The 18,373-nt window shown below is 43.5% G+C and carries 18 protein-coding genes and 1 pseudogene; 9 read left to right on the top strand and 10 right to left on the bottom strand.

Annotated elements, in window-relative coordinates; genetic code table 11:
* Positions 1-76 precede the first annotated feature (76 nt).
* From galK to HMPREF0650_RS06915, 9 genes are all read right to left on the bottom strand, one after another.
* Entirely contained in the window at positions 77-1,237 is a 1,161-nt protein-coding gene (gene galK / locus HMPREF0650_RS06955) for a galactokinase (protein ID WP_004349510.1), read from the bottom strand.
* Between the two features lie 104 nt (positions 1,238-1,341).
* On the bottom strand, positions 1,342-2,625 hold the full coding sequence (locus HMPREF0650_RS06950; RefSeq protein ID WP_004349509.1) for an MFS transporter: 1,284 nt from the start codon (positions 2,623-2,625) through the stop codon (positions 1,342-1,344).
* 50 nt (positions 2,626-2,675) lie between these two features.
* Positions 2,676-3,767: an aldose epimerase family protein gene (locus tag HMPREF0650_RS06945; protein ID WP_004349507.1), complete on the bottom strand. Its 1,092-nt coding sequence runs from the start codon at positions 3,765-3,767 to the stop codon at positions 2,676-2,678.
* A gap of 114 nt (positions 3,768-3,881) precedes the next feature.
* A complete protein-coding gene (locus HMPREF0650_RS06940; protein ID WP_004349506.1) occupies positions 3,882-5,177 on the bottom strand; it encodes a bifunctional folylpolyglutamate synthase/dihydrofolate synthase in 1,296 nt (431 codons plus the stop codon).
* Between the two features lie 51 nt (positions 5,178-5,228).
* On the bottom strand, positions 5,229-6,395 hold the full coding sequence (gene dnaJ / locus HMPREF0650_RS06935; RefSeq protein ID WP_004349505.1) for a molecular chaperone DnaJ: 1,167 nt from the start codon (positions 6,393-6,395) through the stop codon (positions 5,229-5,231).
* Positions 6,396-6,439: 44 nt separating this feature from the next.
* The gene (locus HMPREF0650_RS06930; protein WP_004349503.1) at positions 6,440-7,054 is read right to left on the bottom strand and encodes a nucleotide exchange factor GrpE; all 615 of its coding nucleotides are present in this window, start codon (positions 7,052-7,054) and stop codon (positions 6,440-6,442) included.
* A 119-nt stretch (positions 7,055-7,173) separates the two neighbouring features.
* Positions 7,174-8,790 carry an ABC-F family ATP-binding cassette domain-containing protein gene (locus tag HMPREF0650_RS06925; protein ID WP_004349502.1) on the bottom strand — a complete coding sequence of 539 codons (1,617 nt, stop codon included), beginning with the start codon at positions 8,788-8,790 and terminating at the stop codon, positions 7,174-7,176.
* A gap of 99 nt (positions 8,791-8,889) precedes the next feature.
* Positions 8,890-9,711, bottom strand: a complete 822-nt coding sequence (locus HMPREF0650_RS06920) for a DUF4886 domain-containing protein (protein ID WP_004349500.1) — start codon at positions 9,709-9,711, stop codon at positions 8,890-8,892.
* Between the two features lie 40 nt (positions 9,712-9,751).
* Positions 9,752-11,914 carry a GH92 family glycosyl hydrolase gene (locus HMPREF0650_RS06915; RefSeq protein WP_004349498.1) on the bottom strand — a complete coding sequence of 721 codons (2,163 nt, stop codon included), beginning with the start codon at positions 11,912-11,914 and terminating at the stop codon, positions 9,752-9,754.
* Positions 11,915-12,454: 540 nt separating this feature from the next.
* On the opposite strand from HMPREF0650_RS06915, the gene HMPREF0650_RS06910 reads away from it, so the two are divergent.
* The 8 genes from HMPREF0650_RS06910 (at position 12,455) to HMPREF0650_RS12460 (ending at position 17,069) form a co-directional block, all read left to right on the top strand.
* Positions 12,455-13,618 (top strand): penicillin-binding transpeptidase domain-containing protein, encoded by a 1,164-nt coding sequence (locus HMPREF0650_RS06910; RefSeq protein WP_004349497.1) that lies wholly within the window; start codon positions 12,455-12,457, stop codon positions 13,616-13,618.
* A gap of 63 nt (positions 13,619-13,681) precedes the next feature.
* Positions 13,682-14,350 (top strand): hypothetical protein, encoded by a 669-nt coding sequence (locus tag HMPREF0650_RS06905; protein WP_004349495.1) that lies wholly within the window; start codon positions 13,682-13,684, stop codon positions 14,348-14,350.
* 13 nt (positions 14,351-14,363) lie between these two features.
* Positions 14,364-14,486 carry a hypothetical protein gene (locus tag HMPREF0650_RS13660; RefSeq protein ID WP_004349493.1) on the top strand — a complete coding sequence of 41 codons (123 nt, stop codon included), beginning with the start codon at positions 14,364-14,366 and terminating at the stop codon, positions 14,484-14,486.
* A 125-nt stretch (positions 14,487-14,611) separates the two neighbouring features.
* Positions 14,612-15,136, top strand: coding sequence for a hypothetical protein (locus tag HMPREF0650_RS06900; protein ID WP_245543473.1), 525 nt, complete (start codon positions 14,612-14,614; stop codon positions 15,134-15,136).
* 13 nt (positions 15,137-15,149) lie between these two features.
* Positions 15,150-15,332: a hypothetical protein gene (locus tag HMPREF0650_RS13535; protein WP_040562768.1), complete on the top strand. Its 183-nt coding sequence runs from the start codon at positions 15,150-15,152 to the stop codon at positions 15,330-15,332.
* Between the two features lie 125 nt (positions 15,333-15,457).
* A complete protein-coding gene (locus HMPREF0650_RS13530; protein WP_245543472.1) occupies positions 15,458-15,982 on the top strand; it encodes a hypothetical protein in 525 nt (174 codons plus the stop codon).
* A 109-nt stretch (positions 15,983-16,091) separates the two neighbouring features.
* Complete coding sequence (locus HMPREF0650_RS06885; RefSeq protein ID WP_004349491.1) at positions 16,092-16,448, top strand: DUF6984 family protein; 357 nt, start codon at positions 16,092-16,094, stop codon at positions 16,446-16,448.
* A gap of 84 nt (positions 16,449-16,532) precedes the next feature.
* Positions 16,533-17,069, top strand: coding sequence for a hypothetical protein (locus tag HMPREF0650_RS12460; RefSeq protein WP_050774849.1), 537 nt, complete (start codon positions 16,533-16,535; stop codon positions 17,067-17,069).
* Positions 17,070-17,166: 97 nt separating this feature from the next.
* Here HMPREF0650_RS12460 and HMPREF0650_RS06875 read toward each other — a convergent pair whose 3' ends face one another.
* Complete coding sequence (locus HMPREF0650_RS06875; RefSeq protein ID WP_445991588.1) at positions 17,167-18,087, bottom strand: IS256 family transposase, variant Zn-binding type; 921 nt, start codon at positions 18,085-18,087, stop codon at positions 17,167-17,169.
* Positions 18,088-18,174: 87 nt separating this feature from the next.
* Here HMPREF0650_RS06875 and HMPREF0650_RS13105 point away from each other — a divergent pair.
* Positions 18,175-18,336 (top strand): annotated as a pseudogene (locus HMPREF0650_RS13105) (IS1380 family transposase); the annotation flags it as partial.
* Positions 18,337-18,373 lie beyond the last annotated feature (37 nt).

The raw sequence follows: 18,373 nt of genomic DNA, 5'->3' as shown, positions 1-18,373 counted from the left end.
TTTGTTATGAATGAGTAAAAACAAAAAGATACCTGTTATCACAATGTTGATAACAGATATCTTTCTTTGCTATCAATTAGCATACTTTGTGAGAGCCCTGGCTGATCACTACGTCATAGATTTCTGGTTTCTTGCCGAATTTAGCAAGATATTTTTCTGTGACATCGGCCACGAACTTGTCATGAATTTCATCCTTCACCAGGTTGATGGTGCAGCCACCAAAGCCGCCACCCATGATACGACTGCCGGTTACGCCATTTTCTTTGGCAACGTCATTGAGGAAATCAAGCTCTTCGCAAGATACCTCATAGTCCTTGCTCAGGCCTTCATGTGTCTCGTACATCTTCTTGCCCACCGTCTCGTAGTCGCCAGCTTCCAATGCATCGCAAACGGCCAGCACGCGGTCTTTCTCACCCAGAACGAAGCGGGCGCGGTTGTAATCTTCCTCACCAACTTCGGCTTTCACGGCTTCTAATTGCTCCCATGTGCAGTCGCGCAGGGTTTCAAATTTCTCATTGGGGTACTTGGCTGCAATGTGCTTAACGACATTCTCGCAGGATTTGCGACGGTCGTTGTATGGCGAACCAACTAATTCGTGTTTCACGCATGAGTTGACGAGCATGAGTCTGTAGCCCTCAGGGTTGAATGGGAAGTATTCGAACTCGCGGCTACGGCAGTCGAGGCGCATGAGCTTACCCTCTTGTCCGAAGACACTGGCAAACTGATCCATGATACCGCAGTTAACACCTACATACTTGTGCTCTGTAGCTTGTCCTGCCAAAGCCATGTCCCATTTAGACACTTTGTTATCACCAAATAAATCATTCAAGGCAAAGGCGAAACAGCTTTCCAATGCTGCCGATGAAGACATACCGGCACCAAGTGGCACATCGCCAGAGAAAGCGGTGTTGAAGCCTTTTACGTCGACGCCAAGTTTCTTCATTTCTTGCACCATGCCGTAGATGTAGCGCGCCCAACTGGTGCGGGGACCTTCGGGATCGTCTACCTTAAACTCTACACGGTCTTTCATATCTATAGCGTAGCACATGACCGTATTGGTGCCATTGGGGCGAACTTCAGCCATGATTCCCTTGTCTACTGCGCCTGGAAATACGAATCCACCGTTATAATCTGTATGTTCGCCAATTAAATTAATACGACCTGGTGAGAAATAAATATTTCCTGTTTTGCCATCAAAGTGCTTGATGAAACGACTTCTTACATGATCTATGTCCATCATAATTAATAGGGTTTAGGGGTTTATAATCTAAAAATTGTTTTATCATAAAAAATGCTGAATGTACTTATCTGGGATAAGCATTCAGCATTCTTTGTTGCTTATTATTCTACAGGAATGTTTTTGTTCACATTCTTGCAGCCTACCAGAGCGTAGTAGAGTAGGTATGCGAGCATGGCAATAACAAGCCAGTAGCTAGCAATGTAATCGTTGAGGCTGGTTGCAATTTGGTCTTGGATGAATGGCATCACACCACCACCAACAACCATCATCATAAAGATACCTGACGCTGCGGCCGTGTATTTACCCAGACCTTCTGTTGCCAGGTTGAAGATACAGCCCCACATGATTGAGGTACAGATACCACATGAAATGATGAAGAAGCACTTGATAGGAACTTCAGAGCCACGGAATGACACGGCAGAACTCTCGGGGAGCACAATGGCAATCAATAAAAGGATGATGGCCAATGATGAGGTGAAAATCATCTGTGTGCGTGAAGATACTTTACCACTGATGAAACTGCTGACGAAACGGCCAACGAGCATCAGCAACCAATAGATGGCTACGATGCCACCAGCTACGGCTGCCGCACCGGGGAAATCGAGCTTGGTGATGTAGAAATTCAATTCAGCTGGAATACCAACTTCAATTCCCACATAGAAGAAAATGGCAATCACGCCGAGGATAAAGTGGCGGAAGTTCCATGGACTGTATTCAGACTTAACGCCTGGAGCGGTTGACTGTGGTTCTGGAATGGCTACGAATGAGATGATGAGGAAGGTAACGGCAAACACGCCCATGGCAACCCAAAGCAAGGGGGTAACGTCAGACATGCTGGTCTTGTCGGTAACTTGACCAATGAGCACACCAACAAAGAACGGGGTGAGTGTTGCTGCGAGTGAGTTTAATGTTCCTCCGGTTTGGATGAGTTGGTTTCCACGGTTACCGCCTCCGCCAAGAAGGTTCAACATAGGGTTCACCACCGTGTTTAACATACATACACAGAATCCGCAAATGAACGCACCTAACAAGTAGACAATGAAGTTGAACATGACAGGCTGTCCCTGAACGCTGAACATCTCACTGCTACCGCCAAACATACTAGATAAATATTGTACAAACAAGCCGACGAAACCTACTGCGATAGCAATCAAAGCGGTTTTCTTGTAACCGTATTTCACGAGCATCTTGCCTGCTGGAATTCCCATGAAAAGATAAGCCAAGAAGTTCATTAAGTTACCAACCATACCAGCCCAAGAGTAGGTTTTACCCCAAATGTTTCCGAATGGTGCTGCAAGATTGGTTACGAATGAAATCATAGCAAAGAGGAACATCATTGAGATAATCGCAACAATGACGCCATTTTTGTTTGTCTGTTGTTCCATTTTTAGTTGAAAGATTTTTTTATTAGTTATTTTAGATATTTCTTCCTGGTTTATTTCTGCGTATAAAACTTATAAACAGTCTTTTGCTTATATTCTTGGTTAGGTTTCAATACCACTGATGGGAAATAAGGATGGTTGGGTGAATCTGGGAAATGTTGCGCCTCGAAACAAACGGCACTGCGGCGTGGGAATGTAGCACCATGTTGTCCCTTGTAACCGTCTGCCCAGTTGTCAGTGTACAATTGTACGCCTGGTTCGGTGGTATACACTTCCATGATGCGGCAACTCGTTGGATCTGTCAATCTGGCTGCAAAGCTTAGTTCACCTTCTTCTTTCTTATTCAACACGAAGCAATGGTCATATCCGGCACCATTTTTAATTTGTATGTCGTCTGCTTCTATGTCTTGACCGATGGGCTTTGGCTGACGGAAGTCAAATGGTGTTCCTTCTACAAATCGAATTTCACCCGTAGGAATAGAGGTGTCATCGATTGGAATATAATAATCTGCATTGATTTCGCAAATCTGGTTTTCTATTGTAGGAGTAGGATTTGCGATGCCTGGCAGTGAGAAAAAACCATGGCTGGTGAGGTTGATAATGGTCTTTTTATTGGTGGTCGACATGTATTCTATCGACAGTTCATTGTCATCATTGAACGAATACACAACCGTTGTCCTTAATTCTCCTGAAAAGCCTTCTTCGCCATAAGGACTTACATATTTAAGAACCAGGGTTTGATCATCCATCTGAAGGGCATCCCAAACGCGGGCATTGAACCCTTTGTTGCCCCCATGAAGGCAATTTGGTCCATTGTTGATGGGCAAGTGATATTCCTTGCCATGCAAATGAAATTTACCTTTTGCGATGCGATTACCATATCGCCCTATCAAAGTAGACAGGTAAGGTTCAGGTGAATCAATGACGTCCTGGATGTTGTCGTGTCCTTGAATGACGTTGGCGAGTTTGCCTTCTTTGTCAGGAACCATGATGGCAACGATGGCACCACCGTAGTTGGTGATGGCTATTTCGTTGCCAACATTATTTTTGAGAATATAAAGATCTGTATTTTTTCCGTCTATGGTGGTTTGAAAATCCTTGGACTTCAATCCACAGAGGTTTTCTGTTTCTGTTGTGTTCGTCATAAAAATAAGTTTTTAGTTACTTGATGCTTTTGCAAAGTAACTGAAAAAAAATGAATATGACAAACTTAAGTCATAAAAAAACATTGACTTTTGGTGTTAAAATCTATTAAAGTATCATTGTTTGAAAAAGGTCAATAAATCGGCTACCACATAACTACTTCCACCGATGAAAATGAAATCTTGCGCATCTGCGTCATGCATGGCTGCTTGGTATGCATCCTTCACGGTTGGGAACGCTTTTCCATGGAGATGGTTTTCACGACCTAATTGTGCAACTTTTTCAACAGGAAAAGCGCGTTGACATGAAGGTTGTGTCCAGTAGTATTGTGCATTCTGAGGCAACATTTTCATGATAGTCGACAGGTCTTTATCGTCCACCATGCCGAATACAATTCTCATTTGCGCACAATCTTGTTGCGCCAATTGTTGGCTTAGATAGGCCCAACCGCCTACATTGTGTCCCGTGTCACAATATGTTGCCGGCGACTTTTGAATGCATTGCCATCTTCCCAGCAGTCCGGTGGTGGTCGAAACCTGTTTGAAGCCTTGGCGTACACTGTTGTCAGACAACTTGATGAGGTCGTAGTTCTTCAGCACTTTCACTGCATTCAAGACGGTGTTGGCGTTTTTGTCTTGATAATTTCCCATCAAGTCACCATGAATTTCTCCGAGCGACTGCGTTTTATAGACTCTTTCTTGCAACGCATTATCATATTTAGAGGCGATAATTTCATTGCTTTCTTCTGCGAAAATCAGGGGAGCTTCATGTTGGTTTGCAACTTCTTCAAACACGTTTTTCGTCTCTGCCGTCGTCTCACCCACCACCACAGGAATGTGGTTTTTGATGATACCGGCTTTTTCTTTGGCGATTAATGGCAGTGTGTTACCCAGAAATTGCGTATGATCCAGACTGATGTTGGTAATGATGGATAGGATAGGGGTGATGATATTGGTACAATCGAGCCTACCTCCCAGTCCCACTTCTATAACCGCAACATCGATTTTCTGCTCTGCAAAATATGTAAATGCCAGTGCAGTTGTCAGTTCAAAGAATGAGGGATGAAGGGGTTCAAAGAAACTTCTTTCTTCTTCAACAAATCTAATCACGCGTTCTTGGTCGATACATTCGCCGTTGACGCGTATGCGTTCCCTGAAATCAATAAGGTGTGGAGAGGTGTAAAGTCCTACTTTATACCCTTCTGCTTGCAGAATCGAGGCTAATGTATGCGAGCATGACCCCTTGCCATTGGTGCCTGCTACATGTATGGTCTTGTATTGTCGGTGTGGATGTTTAAAATGCTCATCCAGTGCCAAGGTGTTAGTTAATCCTTCTTTGTAGGCCGATGCCCCCACTTTCTCAAAGACTGGTGTTGCGTGAAAGAGGTAATCAATCGTTTCTTCGTATGTCATCTTAAACGATAAAAAATGCAGTTGATGATAGCCATCAACTGCGAGTTTAACTTAATCAAAATAATTTCTGAACTTCTTGAAGATAGACCGTTTGGTCACGTTGTCGCCTTTGAAATTATCATTATTGCGCAAATTCTCCAGCATGTTCTTTTCCTCACGACTCAAAGTCTTTGGTACGAAGACGCTGATGTGTACCACCAAGTCACCTTTTCCGCTGCCATATCCTTGTACGGCGGGTAATCCTTTGCCTCTCAGGCGCAATGTCTTCCCGGGTTGTGTACCAGCATCAATCTTGATTCTAACGCGCGTTCCCTCCAATGTAGGTATTTCTACCTCACCGCCAAGGGCGGCAGTTGGAAAGTCGAGCAGCAGGTTGTAAACGATATCCTGACCATCACGAATGAAAGTATCGTTTTCCTCTTCTTCGATGTACACTTGGATATTCCCGCTGATACCGTTTCGTTGGCCAGCGTTACCCTTGCCCGGTACGTTCACAACCATACCTTCTGCCACGCCTGCCGGTATTTTAATCTCAACGATTTCCTCGCCTTTTACCACTCCGGTACCGTGACACTGGTGACATTTGTCCTTGATGACAGTGCCTTCACCATGACAGTTTGGACATTCTGTTTGTGTTTGCATCATGCCCAGCATGGTTCTTACCGTCTTGACCACAACGCCACTTCCGTGACAGGTCGGACAGGTTTCCGACTGACTTCCATTTTCAGCACCGCTACCATGGCAGTGCGTACAGGTAACATCCTTTTTTACTTTAAACTTTTTGGTAACTCCGGTTGCGATTTCTTGTAGCGAGAGTTTCACTTTCAGCCGCAGGTCTGAACCTCTGTATTGAGGTCGTTGCCTACTGCCTTCGCCACCAAATCCACTGAATCCACCAAAACCTCCATGTCCGCCAAATACATCACCGAACATAGAGAATATGTCGTCCATGGAGAATCCGCCTGTTTCTCCGAATCCTCCAAATCCCCCTGCACCGGGAGCGTTGAAGCCAAACTGATCGTATTGTTGTCTCTTTTGCGGATCATGCAACACGTCATAGGCCTCGGCTGCTTCCTTGAACTTCTCTTCAGCTTCCTTGCTGTCGGGATTGCGGTCGGGGTGATATTTGATAGCCAGTTTGCGGTAAGCTTTCTTTATTTCGTCTTCTGAAGCGTTCTTGTCAATGCCAAGCACTTCATAGTAATCACGTTTTGCCATTTATTTAATCCTATATATACTCTCTTATATACACTGTTCCTCGTTTACTGGCCTACAGCCACTTTGGCATGTCTGATAACCTTTTCGTTTAGGGTATATCCTGTTTGCACACAATCAATTACTTTTCCTTTTTTGTCTTCTTCCACACCAGGAACCATGGCAACGGCTTCATGAAAATCTACATCAAAATCTTTGTCCTTTGTCTCGATTTTCTTGACGCCCAAGCCCTCTAATGTGGTTTGAAGTTTCTTGAAAATCAACTCCCAACCCTCTTCCAATGCCTGGATATCCTCTGTGTTTGCTGAATTTGCTGCTGCTCTTTCCATGTCATCAAGGATGGGCAGAATGGCCGAAACCGTTTTTTCGCTACCATTGAAAATCAATTCAGCTTTCTCTTTTTGCGTGCGTTTTTTGTAATTTTCGAACTCAGCGACGGTGCGTAGATATTTGTCTTTCAGTTCATCAAGCTCGGCTTGTGCCTTCTGAAGCGGATCTTCTTTAGTTTCTGAAGTATCTTCTATTTCTTCGGTTTCTTTCTGTTTCTCTGAAACTTCGGCGTTCGCTTCATTGTCTACTGTAGCTTGTGTGTCCACATCACCTTCTTGATTTTTGAGAATGTCTTCTTTCGCTTGGTGCTTCAATTTATTTTTATTGCTCATTTTCCTTATAATTGATAATTCTTCTGTTATATCATAGCAAAAAGCTTGCCAAGTTTTAATCACTTGTCAAGCTGTTTTGTCTTTGTGAGATACTGCTATAGAATGCACACCGTTCTTTCTCAAGCATTATACATCTTTTCTTTCAGTTCTTTGATTTGCTCATCGTAGATATACTCATCGTATTCCATTAGTTTGTCTATAGTGCCACTCGGTGTCAATTCGATGATGCGGTTAGCTACCGTTTGAATGAATTCATGGTCATGACTGGAGAACAGAATGTTACCCTTAAACGACACGAGGTTGTTGTTAAACGCTTGAATGCTCTCCAAATCAAGGTGGTTGGTTGGGGTGTCTAATATCAGGCAGTTGGCATTTTTCAGTTGCATGCGAGCAATCATGCAGCGCATTTTTTCACCACCCGACAGCACGTTGACCTCTTTCAATACTTCCTCGCCAGAGAACAGCATGCGTCCTAAATAGCCTTTCATAACCACCTCGTTGCCCGTCCCAAACTGGCTGAGCCAGTCCACAAGATTCAGCTTTGAGTTGAAATATTCGGCATTGTCGAGTGGGAGATAGGCGGTGGTGATGGTCACACCCCATTTGTAAGTTCCCGCATCAGCCTGTCGATTGCCGTTGATGATTTCGAAGAGTGCTGTCATGGCCTTGGGATTATGACTCAAGAAAACAATCTTCTCATCTTTTTCTACATTAAAGCTGACGTTGTCAAAGAGTACCGTTCCATCGGTGTCTACCGCCTTCAGTCCTTCAACTTCCAGAATTTGATTGCCTGGTTCTCGATCCATTTGGAAGATAATTCCAGGATATTTTCTACTCGACGGACGAATTTCCTCCACATTCAGTCGCTCCAACATCTTCTTGCGAGAGGTGGTTTGCTTACTTTTTGCCACATTGGCAGAGAACCGTCTGATAAACTCTTCCAGCTGCTTGCGCTTCTCTTCGGCTTTCATCTTTTGGTTCTGAGCCTGACGCAATGCCAACTGTGAACTTTCATACCAGAACGAATAGTTGCCTGAGAATACCGTTACTTTGCCAAAATCGATATCAACGGTCTGTGTGCTGACGGCATCCAGGAAGTGACGGTCGTGGCTAACCACCAACACCGTTTGCTCTACGTTGCTCAAATACTCTTCCAACCACTGCACCGAGTCAAGGTCCAAGTCGTTGGTAGGCTCGTCAAGCAATAAGTTTTCAGGATTGCCAAACAAGGCTCTTGCCAGCATGACGCGCACTTTCTCGTTGTTCGAAAGCTCTGCCATCTGCTTGTTGTGCAAGTCTTCTTTGATGCCAAGATTCTGCAAGAGCTGGGCTGCATTACTCTCTGCCTCCCAACCATTCATTTCTGCGAACTTCAGTTCCAAATCTGCTGCGCGATTCCCATCTTCTTCCGTCATCTCGGCTTTGCCGTAAAGGGCTTCGCGCTCTTTCATGTTGTTCCACAAAGGCTCGTGCCCCATCAACACGGTATCCATCACCTTGAATTCATCATATTTAAAGTGATCTTGTTCGAGTACCGACAAACGCTCACCTGGTCCCAGTTCAATGGTCCCTTTGTTGGGCTCTAATTCGCCGCTGATGGCTTTCAGCAGTGTTGATTTTCCTGCACCGTTGGCACCTATAATCCCATAGATGTTTCCGCGCGTGAATTTGATGTTGACGTCCTTGTAGAGTACTCTCTTGCCGAATTGGATGGCAAGATTTGAAACTGTTATCATGTTCTTTACCTTAACTATTTATGATTTGGGTGCAAAGGTAATCATTTTTATCTACAATTTTGGTGCAACTGGCTGATAAATTACACCAGCCAGTCGTTGCTATTCTGCCAACTTGTACGGGGCTTTTACAGCGGCATGTGCGGCTTTTTGTGCTGTCAATGCATCCTTGGCCGTTACTTTTGCGGGGCGGAACTTCTTACCTACACAGCTTTTCCCCGTCAGTGCTTCTGCCCATGTGCATGCGGCGATGTAGCGACCTAAGCCCAAATCCAAGTGAAAACCGTCGCGGTTGAGGTGATCGCCAAGATAGGTGGCGCGAGCGTTTTGCACAGCCGTACCAGAAGGAATGACGAAATGGATGTCAGGATGATGCTCCAAGTTTTGACGAACGGCATCGCAAATGGCGTTGTACATGGTCATTTGGTCATTGTTATAGCTCTTGAATCCTCCGTGTTTTGAATATTGTGGATAGGCCCACGTCATGTGGAAACCAATGCGCGGGTTCTTGTTCGTGGCAATCGCTTTGACGTATCGTATGAGGTTTGTCTGAAAAGGTTCGTAGGTACGATACAAACCAGCGTCCTGACTTACTTGCTGAAAGGTGATGATATCCCACTCTTCATCAATGACGATAGAGGTAAGCGTGCGCTTCTCAGATGTCGTCTTTTTGCCTTTTACAATCTTCCTGTAGCTGAAAGCCGGCTCTTGGTTCACCACGACTTTCCAGTGCGATTCAAGCCCTTGTCCGCCTCGGTAGGCATTTCCGATAATCAGTTGGTCACCGTTCTCGGCACAAAGTTCGTAAAGATACTGTTCAACGGCGTCTTCGGAAAAACTGTTTCCTATGGCCAACACTCTAATGGTTTTTGCTGACAGGGTTACCGATATCAGCAACAATAATGTTAATAATGCATGTTTCATGTTTGTAATTTTATAGATAATTGATATTTAACTTTTATTTTTAACAATCTCCAGGTGCGGTCACTATTGTCAGCTCACGACCTTGTTGAAGGGCTGCATCTTGAATAAACCATCCTTTCAATCGTTTACCGCCATATTCAATGCGCTTGATTTGATTGCCTTTGCCCTGCTTGCGTATGGTGAACGTCTTGCCATTGTTCAATTTCAGTTTTACTTGGTCGAACAAAGGTACGGTTACAATGTATTCGGGGTCGGCTGGCGATAGGGTGTAAAGGCCCATTGCATTGAAGACAAACCAGGATGACATTTCCCCCGCATCATCCATGCCGGCCAAGGCCAAACGGTCTTCACCCATATCGTAATAGTGGTTCATGATGCTGTCTAAAACACACTGTGCCTTGTCTTGGCGTCCCACAAAATAGTACATGTAGGGTATGCTGTGCCCAGGTTGGTTGCCATGGCAATAGTTACCGATGAAGCCAGTAAGATTCTCAACTTCGTATCCCCGCCATGGTTCCGAAAACATCTTGTCCAACTTCTTTTCTATTGTTTTCTTGTTAGGATACAAACCGATGATGCTCGGTATGTCATGAGGTGCGAAAAACAGGTTGTTCCATGCATTGGATTCACGGTACATGTACGCAAAGTATGGATAATAAGGGTCAAACTCCTTGATAAATGAGCCGTCGGCAATCCTTCCTCTAAAGAACCCTGTGGATGGGTCGAATACATTCTTGTAATTTTGTGAATGCTTCATCAGCAGTTTATAGTTCTTGGTGTCACCCAGTATTTTAGCCACCTGCGCCGTTGCATAGTCATCGTACGCATATTCCAAGGTCTTGGTTACGGCCGCCTTGTATTCGTCGTAATAAGGAACCTGGGTTGTGTCCTTCTCTGCAATCCATCCTTGTTTGAGGTATTCATCCAGATAAGGTCTTCCACCTTTGCCTGGCACCGTGGCGTTTTTCAAGATAAGTTGATAGGCGCGGTTGAGGTCAAATCCGCGTAAGCCCCGTCGATAACTACCGGCAACAAAGGTCGAGGCATGGTCGCCATGGAAGAAAGTTGGCATGTAACCGTTGCGCTTCTCGCCTTCGTCAATGAGCGAACGCAAGATGTCGACGGTAATCTCCGGCTCTATCAGTCCAATTAACACCAGCTTGTTGCGATAATCGTCCCAAAACGAAGGGTTGGTGTAGTAGTGAAATCCATTGTTTACCGTGTTTCCTCGTGCATCTGTATAGTCTTTGTTCACGTCGCTTCTGAGGCAAGGCCATAAGCATGAGCGGTACAGACAGGAGTAGAACAATTGTTTTTGCCGCTTCGTACCGCCTGTCACCTGAATCTTGTTGAGCAGCGCCTCCCAGGTCTGGTCAGCTTCTTTTCTCACTTGCTCGAAATCTTTTTGTCGCATTTCGGCTTCCAAATTGGCTTTGGCACCTGCTACGCTCACAAACGAGAAGCCAATTTTGAGCTCCAAAGGTTGCTGGGTGTTCGAATTCTTAAAGTCAACTACCGAAACGGTGTGGTTCCTTCCTTGCAGCCGTCCGATGTGGTCGACTGCATAATTGGATATCGCATAAAAATATATTTTGCCATCCGCATGCTGATAGCCAGAGAACGAATGCTCACCCACCTTTTCGATTGCCCACTCGCGAACGTGGTTATTGGTGCGCGTCATGTCGGCAATCAGCCGCTTCTGGTCTCCCGGTTTGAACGTGTATTTGTGGTAGCCGCATCGCAGGGTAGAGGTCAATTCAGCATTGATTCCATAGCGTTCGAGGTACACTTGATAGTAGCCAGGGTGGGCACTCTCGTTGTGGTGCGAGAAGGGTGATGCAAAGTCGTCGGCGTTCACCCGTTCTGCATTCGTGGGCAATAGGGGCAGATGCAGCAAATTCCAGTGGCCTTTACAGGTGTGTGCAAATCCATAAATCTGTTTGTCTTCATACTGATAACCGGCTCCGCTTCGATACATGGTTACCGGTGTGAGTTGTACCATGGCATGTGGCAAAGACGAACCTGGGAAAGTTTCGCCGCCCCATGTGCGAGTTTCTCGTTTCCTCTCGTATTGAAGATCTTGTTGAGTCCATAGGGTGGCCGTGCCCAAAAATGGGTTTACATATTGCGTGAGATTCTCTGTGGCCCAAGCTTGGTAAGTGAAGAAAACAAGCAGCACGGAGAGCAGGGCAGATCTTTTCATGAACTTATCGTTAAGTTATAGTTTAGTTAGGGTAGGGCAGGCCGCATTACCAGAAAAGATGGCGGCCTATCCATTAGCAGAAGCAAAGGTACAATTTTATTTTTTGAAAAAAGAACCGGACAGCTTGAAAAAACGCAAATGATGCATCTACATCATGAGCCAGTGCTGAAAACGGTCCGGTTTTTCCACGAAAAATACGCTGCTGATAATTGACGGGTATTACTTCATTTTAGAGTAAATGTTCGATGAAGTAAAGCGTTGGCAATCATTATATTATGTAGTCTTTTCAAAGTCATGGGTTTTACGCGCCAAAGTCATGGAGTTTAGACGTTAAAGTCATTGACTATGAGGCGTAAAGTCAATGACTTTAAAGCGGCACTTTAATATCATGGAGATTCCTCTCTGGGCGGATGCCGTAATCGTGCCGCTTTCGCCAGATGAGGAAGGTTTGAAGTCGTTCTGGCATTTTAAGAAAAATTGCTGCGGCGGTCGATAATTTTTATTATCTTTGCCTGAAAATTCAACGAGTTGAACTAAACGATGATACGAACTATTTTCCAGATACTTTTCGCTTTTTTCATGGTTGTTTTTCCCCTCCAAGGATATTCCCAAGAGGGGCCAAGTGAGGGACAGCTAACGATAGACCAATCGCTACAGCGCCTGGCGAAACGCCTGTTGCGAAACAAGCAGGGCAGTATTGTGGCCATCGAGCCAGCTACGGGGCGAGTGCTGGCGCTGGTTAGTAACGACAAATTGGACGATGGCGTCAATCGTGCCATATCCACATCTTATTCGCCCGGATCTACTTTCAAGGTGGCTCAAGCCTTGTTCATGCTGTCAGAAGGAGCCATAGACACGAAGAAGACGTATGCTTGTCACCATGGCTTCTCGTTCAATGGCATTCGTATTGGCTGTCATCCACATCGCACGCCGCTGGCAATGATTCAAGCCATTGGACAATCGTGTAACGCATTTTTTTGCAAATCGTTCCAAGAAACAATCGACAACCGGCAGCTGTATGCATCACCTTCCGCCGCCATCAATCGGTGGGCCGACTACATGCACAGCATGGGACTGGGCGTATCGCTTGGCATTGATTTGGAAAATGAAGACAGTGGATTGATTCCTGATTCGGCTTATCTGCAAAACCTGCACAGGAAATGGAACGGAACAACCATTATGTGGGTAGGAATGGGGCAGGGGGAAGTAAAAACCACGCCCTTACAACTTTGCAATTTGGCTGCACTGGTTGGTAATCGCGGTTATTACATCACTCCTTATATTCACGAAAACGCCTCCGGACATGCCGTTGACACCACGCGACACCACTGCATGGCCACGCCCGAAGCCATTGACGTTGTCATCAAAGGCATGCGAGCAGCCGTCAAAGGAGGCACGGCACACGCCATCAACGCTCATCAATATGAGATATGTGGCAAAACCGGAACCGCTGAAAACAAAGGGGATGACCATTCTACCTTCATGGGTTTCGCCCCAAAAGATTTGCCTCGCATCGCTGTGAGCGTATATGTTGAGAATGGTGGTTTCGGTGCTGATTTGGCTGCACCGATGGCCTCTCTCATCATCGAGCAATACCTCAATGGCCGATTGTCGGAGAAGTCGGCCCAAAAGGCTGAGAGGTGGGCGAAAAAGAAAGTGAAAATCACCCCGATAGAAATTCCCATTACACTTGATGACATGTGATAAGGGACATGAGCACAGGTGGTAGAATAAGGTTAATGTTCACCGAATAAATTTAGCAACAACATGATGGCACTGAGAAAATTCATATATGCATATATGGCATTCATTCTTTTATCCTGTCATTATAATGCCTTTGTTTCTGACTATAAAATTTATACACGCAAAAATAACTTGGGTGATAAAGAATATAGAATTTCATTAAAAGGCCAAAATTCAAATATAGTGTTTCTTCCCTCACAAAGAGGATTGGAGCACAAGGATATTTACCTTAGAATGGTGACAGATTATAGGACGATAAGTACACAGCAACAGAATTCAAACGCAAGAGCATTGCAATACAAAGATGTTGTGCGGTGTATAGAACTTATTTTGAATTATATGACACGAGAATATGATATAAAGAATCTACACTGTCTAAAATTTGATATATCTTCTTTTGGAGAGGAAAGTTTGAATTTATCGAAAAAATATATAGATCTCTATGGAAATGAGGATGTCATACAAAGTAGCAATGTGTCAGATGTAATTGCAAAATCTAAGTTTATGAATGATATAAATAAGATGGTGTCAGTATATGGTCTTACTGTAAAGGAAGTGATTACTGAAACTCCCTATTTTATTAATATAAATGACTTTTACATTCATAATGCAAAAGTCAAGAGAAAGAATGTGGTAATCCCAGACAAGGTACTGGAGGCAACCATATATATCATGTTGACGGAAGCACATTAAGGAGCAGCAGTATGTGTACTACCTTGACGGTAACACCATCGTTATCAGGGAGAATGGCACGGTGAAGAATTATCTTGCCTTCACAGACAATTTAGGGAGCATCCTCTGCGTTATGGATGAGGAACGCTTCTTATGAGTCCGTAGGAACTGCTGTTTGTCGCTCTCATCATCTTTGGCAGTCACGTGCATTGAATGATTTGTTTTTAGCGAATGATGGATTTCAAGGCATGAACGCATTATTATTAAAAGAAAACTTTGTCGATGAAAGGAATTATTATGAAGATTTTGTCAACTATTATCCATGGTGGGATACGCGTCCTGTATGGTAGTGTATTTCTTGTTTTTTGTACCTATATGTTCACTTCCTGCGTTATAGACACAGTGACCTTATTTGGCATAAGGAATAGTTCTAATGACACTCTTTATATAGAACTTTCAGAGTCAGATTCTCCTGGTGATTTAATATATTGGTGCGAGGATTCGATTGATTTGATGCCTCCAACTTGGCCTACAGACACAACCGAGATATATATCAATAACAAAAAAGTAGTCTTAGATAAACGTTTCTATGCATTGCCAGACTCAACTGTGTTTGTATGTCCATGCTTTTTTGACACTAAAGATACCTGTTACATATATGCTATAAAAAAGCAGATAATTGAACGTTATACATTAGATAAAATCCGTGAGAGAAAACTCTATGACCGACAGGTTGTAACCAAGAAAGATTTCCATGATCGCTTCTTCGAGTACAGACCTGTAGGTATGTCATCAAATTCACATTAGGCAGCCTTTTGGAATGTACAAGTATCAATGTGGCAAAGATGCCCAGATTTTGGTGCACTTAGGTAATCGTAATAGGAGGAACGATAGATACATGGCTATTGTCATTAGAGATAGCGGCACGGTGAAGTATTATCCTGCCTTCACGGACAATTTAGGGAGCATCCTCTGCGTTATGGATGAGGGACGCTTCCTATGAGTCCGTAGGAACTGTTGTTTGTTGCTCTCATCAGCTTTGACAGTCAAGTGCATTAAATGATTTGTTTTTAGCGAATGATGGAACTCAAGGCTTGAAGGCATTACTATTAAAAGGAAACTTTGTCGATGAAAGGAATTATTATGAAGATTTTGTCAATAGTTACAGAGGGTGGCCGACACATTAAATGGCTTGGGCTTTACATGATTTTTATGTTATCTGTTCTATCTTGCGATACGGGATTCATACTTCCGTTAGATAACAACAAATTTAGCTATAACATTTCTCTATCGGAGGACAGTAGGGTTAAGGTTAGCGGTATGTACTTCGGTGGCTGGCATTACCTTCTCTTTGATTTAAAAGGAGAATATGTAATGAATCCCGATTCCTTAAAATTGGAATTTTGCGATAAGAACATAAAGATAGGGAAATCATTACCCTTTTCTGCAACAAATACATATAAGAAAAATAATACACACATAAAGAATCGTTTAATTTCAGTACAATTACGTTATGAGCGTAAAGATAAAAATCAAGTATTTGATGATTCTTTAGCCTTGTTTGTTTTGCCATCAAATTTCATAATGAGTAATGATAAAAGAGTACTCACCGATTCGTTGAGAATAGTATTGAGGAGACCAAAGAAAAAATAACTGTAGAAATTAACTGTTTTAACACCGTTTCAATATCGGTACCGTCAAGAAAACGTATTACGAAGAAAAATAATATATGGTAAATACATTTATAATATAGGAAGAATTCATGGAGAATAGCAGAAAAGTAACTTCTGAGGAAATGGCTCTCATTGCGTTCTTGGCCAATAAAGTTAATTATCACTTGGAAAGTGATTGGAAAAATCATATTGCAGCCTATCCTCTCACAAAGGAGATAATAGGTAGTATCGGACTTTTAAGAGACTATATGCAAGAATATACTCGAAAACGAAGTCGCATTATCTCTTGTTGTAAATTTTATGACACAGATAATATTGAAGTCGCAGCATATCTTTTAGTAGATTTGAAGGGTATGCTTTATGAGTTGGATTTGTGGAAGGTTGATAATTCCAAAATTCATCATATCCCTTCTGTTGATTGTATGGAAGACATTCAGAAGATATAAAATCTGCAGTGAAAATTGATTTGTCTTTAGCGAATGATGGAATTCAGGGCATGAACGCATTGCTATTAAAAGGAAACTTTGTCGATGAAAGGAATTATTATGAAGATTTTGTCAACTATTATCCATGGTGGGATACGCGTCCTGTATGGTAATAAATTAAAACATTGTTTGTTTGTTTTAATATTACCTTACTTTTTATGTTCTTGCGATATATGGCATAATCTAACAATCGAAGGACAGTCCCATCCGTTTATCTGTATAAAGACAGATATGGGAACGATACGGATTAATTGTATGTATTTTCGGGGCAGTTATTATTTAGATTATTATATGAAAGGTGAGTGTACTGTGAATTACGACTCCCTTAAATTGCAGACTAATGATGATAATTTAGTGATTCATAACTACTTGCCTCTTAAGGGTGTTCGCACGTATAAACTGCGAAAGGAAGAGTATCTCTCTATTCCTTTAGGATTTGAACGTAAAGATAAATCCCTTGGCATAGTAAATCCCTTGGTGTTGTCTATCCTGCCATCAGACTTCATTACAATTAATGGCCAACGAATAACCAATGACACTTTGCGAGTAGAGTTGATACACGGCTTAAAAGGTAATAGATGATTATGAAGCATGCAGGCTTATATGACAAAAATGTGCATAATTTAGAGTCGTTTTCTTTTATGTGACAAAAATGTGCATGGAATCTTCTGTGTTCCGTTTATCTACTAGGCTTGTGCCCTTTTATTAGGTTCTGGATGAGTATCTTTCTTCTCTCCACACTCATACCCCTGTGCAGGTTCAATTTTATCTTCAATTCAGAGTTTAGTGATTCCAAGGCATTATTCGTGTTCGGGATGTTCAGCTCTGGGTGGTCGTACCACGTCCACAGCCACGGCATGTTCCTCTTCAGGCTCAGATATGCGCTACGCACGGCCTTGTGTGTGTAATGGGACTTCCCGTCTGGCGATACCGTCCGTTCCCCTATGAAATCCTCCCATTTTGCGTGCCACGCCTCCAAGGCTCCGACGAACGATTCCTTGTCCGTGTGGCATAACATAAGCGTGAGCCTGAGCAATTCCCGAGAGGCTTCCAGCTTGGGTCTGGAAGTCAGCTTGGCCTTGACTGTCATCACCTGGTGAAACTGACAAAGCTGGAATTTATACCTGGGGAACATCTTCCTGAGCCCCTTGAAGCCATCCGCAACGATAGCCAATATGGTGTGTCCGAGTGAATTGAGATATGTGATTCCCTCCCAATAGTCCTCCAGACGTTCATGCCTGTCTATGAACTTGTACCAAAGCACCTCGCCGCTTAGCGAATCCTTCATGATCACCACGCCGAAGTTGCGTCCCCAATAGGTTGTGTCCATCAGAACCACTATGGGACGCGCGCGGCATGTGGGAAGAAAAGCCTTGTAGGTCTTCGACAGCCTGCGGTAAACAGTCCTCGTGGACACAGCGTACTCCGTGGCCAAATCCTCGACGGTGAGATTGCCTTTTGAGTAACGGGTGTTCACTGTTTCTTCGGTGAGCCGCTTGTGACCTACAAATGTCCGGCCACAGGACTTGCAATACCAACGCTGACGGTTCTTGTGAAAGCCGCGTTTTACCACCAATTTTGAGCCGCAATAAAAGCAGATTTTTTGCCATAAATATATAAATGGAACATAGGTAATGATTTACAAGTAGTTGAAACGTTTTTATGCACATTTTTGTCACATTAGCCGACAATTCGGTACGAATTGCTATCAACGCCAGCCTATCTGGGGCGAACAAAAGACAAGCATATCCTATATTTGGCCAGATCACTAAAAACACGACAATCATTCTTGTCCATATGGAAAAAATTAAAGGATTTCTCTTTGCCGTACGACACAGAGAAATCCTAATGACCGATTTGGATTTAATGCTCTTTAAATATTATTT

Source organism: Hoylesella buccalis ATCC 35310, assembly GCF_000177075.1.
In the GTDB taxonomy this organism is placed as follows: domain Bacteria; phylum Bacteroidota; class Bacteroidia; order Bacteroidales; family Bacteroidaceae; genus Prevotella; species Prevotella buccalis.
Note: the sequence above shows the minus strand (reverse complement) of the source record. Positions and strands in the feature narration are given on the sequence as shown.

What these genes read in the sequence shown, in the direction of transcription:
- HMPREF0650_RS13535 (WP_040562768.1), top strand. Translation starts at nt 15,150, where the DNA reads ATGTACAAGTATCAATGTGGCAAAGATGCCCAGATTTTGGTGCACTTA.
- HMPREF0650_RS06925 (WP_004349502.1), bottom strand. Translation starts at nt 8,790, where the DNA reads ATGATAACAGTTTCAAATCTTGCCATCCAATTCGGCAAGAGAGTACTC.
- HMPREF0650_RS06945 (WP_004349507.1), bottom strand. Translation starts at nt 3,767, where the DNA reads ATGACGAACACAACAGAAACAGAAAACCTCTGTGGATTGAAGTCCAAG.
- HMPREF0650_RS06930 (WP_004349503.1), bottom strand. Translation starts at nt 7,054, where the DNA reads ATGAGCAATAAAAATAAATTGAAGCACCAAGCGAAAGAAGACATTCTC.
- HMPREF0650_RS13530 (WP_245543472.1), top strand. Translation starts at nt 15,458, where the DNA reads ATGAAAGGAATTATTATGAAGATTTTGTCAATAGTTACAGAGGGTGGC.
- HMPREF0650_RS06910 (WP_004349497.1), top strand. Translation starts at nt 12,455, where the DNA reads ATGATACGAACTATTTTCCAGATACTTTTCGCTTTTTTCATGGTTGTT.
- HMPREF0650_RS06905 (WP_004349495.1), top strand. Translation starts at nt 13,682, where the DNA reads ATGATGGCACTGAGAAAATTCATATATGCATATATGGCATTCATTCTT.
- HMPREF0650_RS06900 (WP_245543473.1), top strand. Translation starts at nt 14,612, where the DNA reads ATGAAAGGAATTATTATGAAGATTTTGTCAACTATTATCCATGGTGGG.
- dnaJ (WP_004349505.1), bottom strand. Translation starts at nt 6,395, where the DNA reads ATGGCAAAACGTGATTACTATGAAGTGCTTGGCATTGACAAGAACGCT.
- HMPREF0650_RS06920 (WP_004349500.1), bottom strand. Translation starts at nt 9,711, where the DNA reads ATGAAACATGCATTATTAACATTATTGTTGCTGATATCGGTAACCCTG.
- HMPREF0650_RS06885 (WP_004349491.1), top strand. Translation starts at nt 16,092, where the DNA reads ATGGAGAATAGCAGAAAAGTAACTTCTGAGGAAATGGCTCTCATTGCG.
- HMPREF0650_RS06940 (WP_004349506.1), bottom strand. Translation starts at nt 5,177, where the DNA reads ATGACATACGAAGAAACGATTGATTACCTCTTTCACGCAACACCAGTC.
- HMPREF0650_RS12460 (WP_050774849.1), top strand. Translation starts at nt 16,533, where the DNA reads ATGAAAGGAATTATTATGAAGATTTTGTCAACTATTATCCATGGTGGG.
- HMPREF0650_RS06950 (WP_004349509.1), bottom strand. Translation starts at nt 2,625, where the DNA reads ATGGAACAACAGACAAACAAAAATGGCGTCATTGTTGCGATTATCTCA.
- HMPREF0650_RS06915 (WP_004349498.1), bottom strand. Translation starts at nt 11,914, where the DNA reads ATGAAAAGATCTGCCCTGCTCTCCGTGCTGCTTGTTTTCTTCACTTAC.
- galK (WP_004349510.1), bottom strand. Translation starts at nt 1,237, where the DNA reads ATGGACATAGATCATGTAAGAAGTCGTTTCATCAAGCACTTTGATGGC.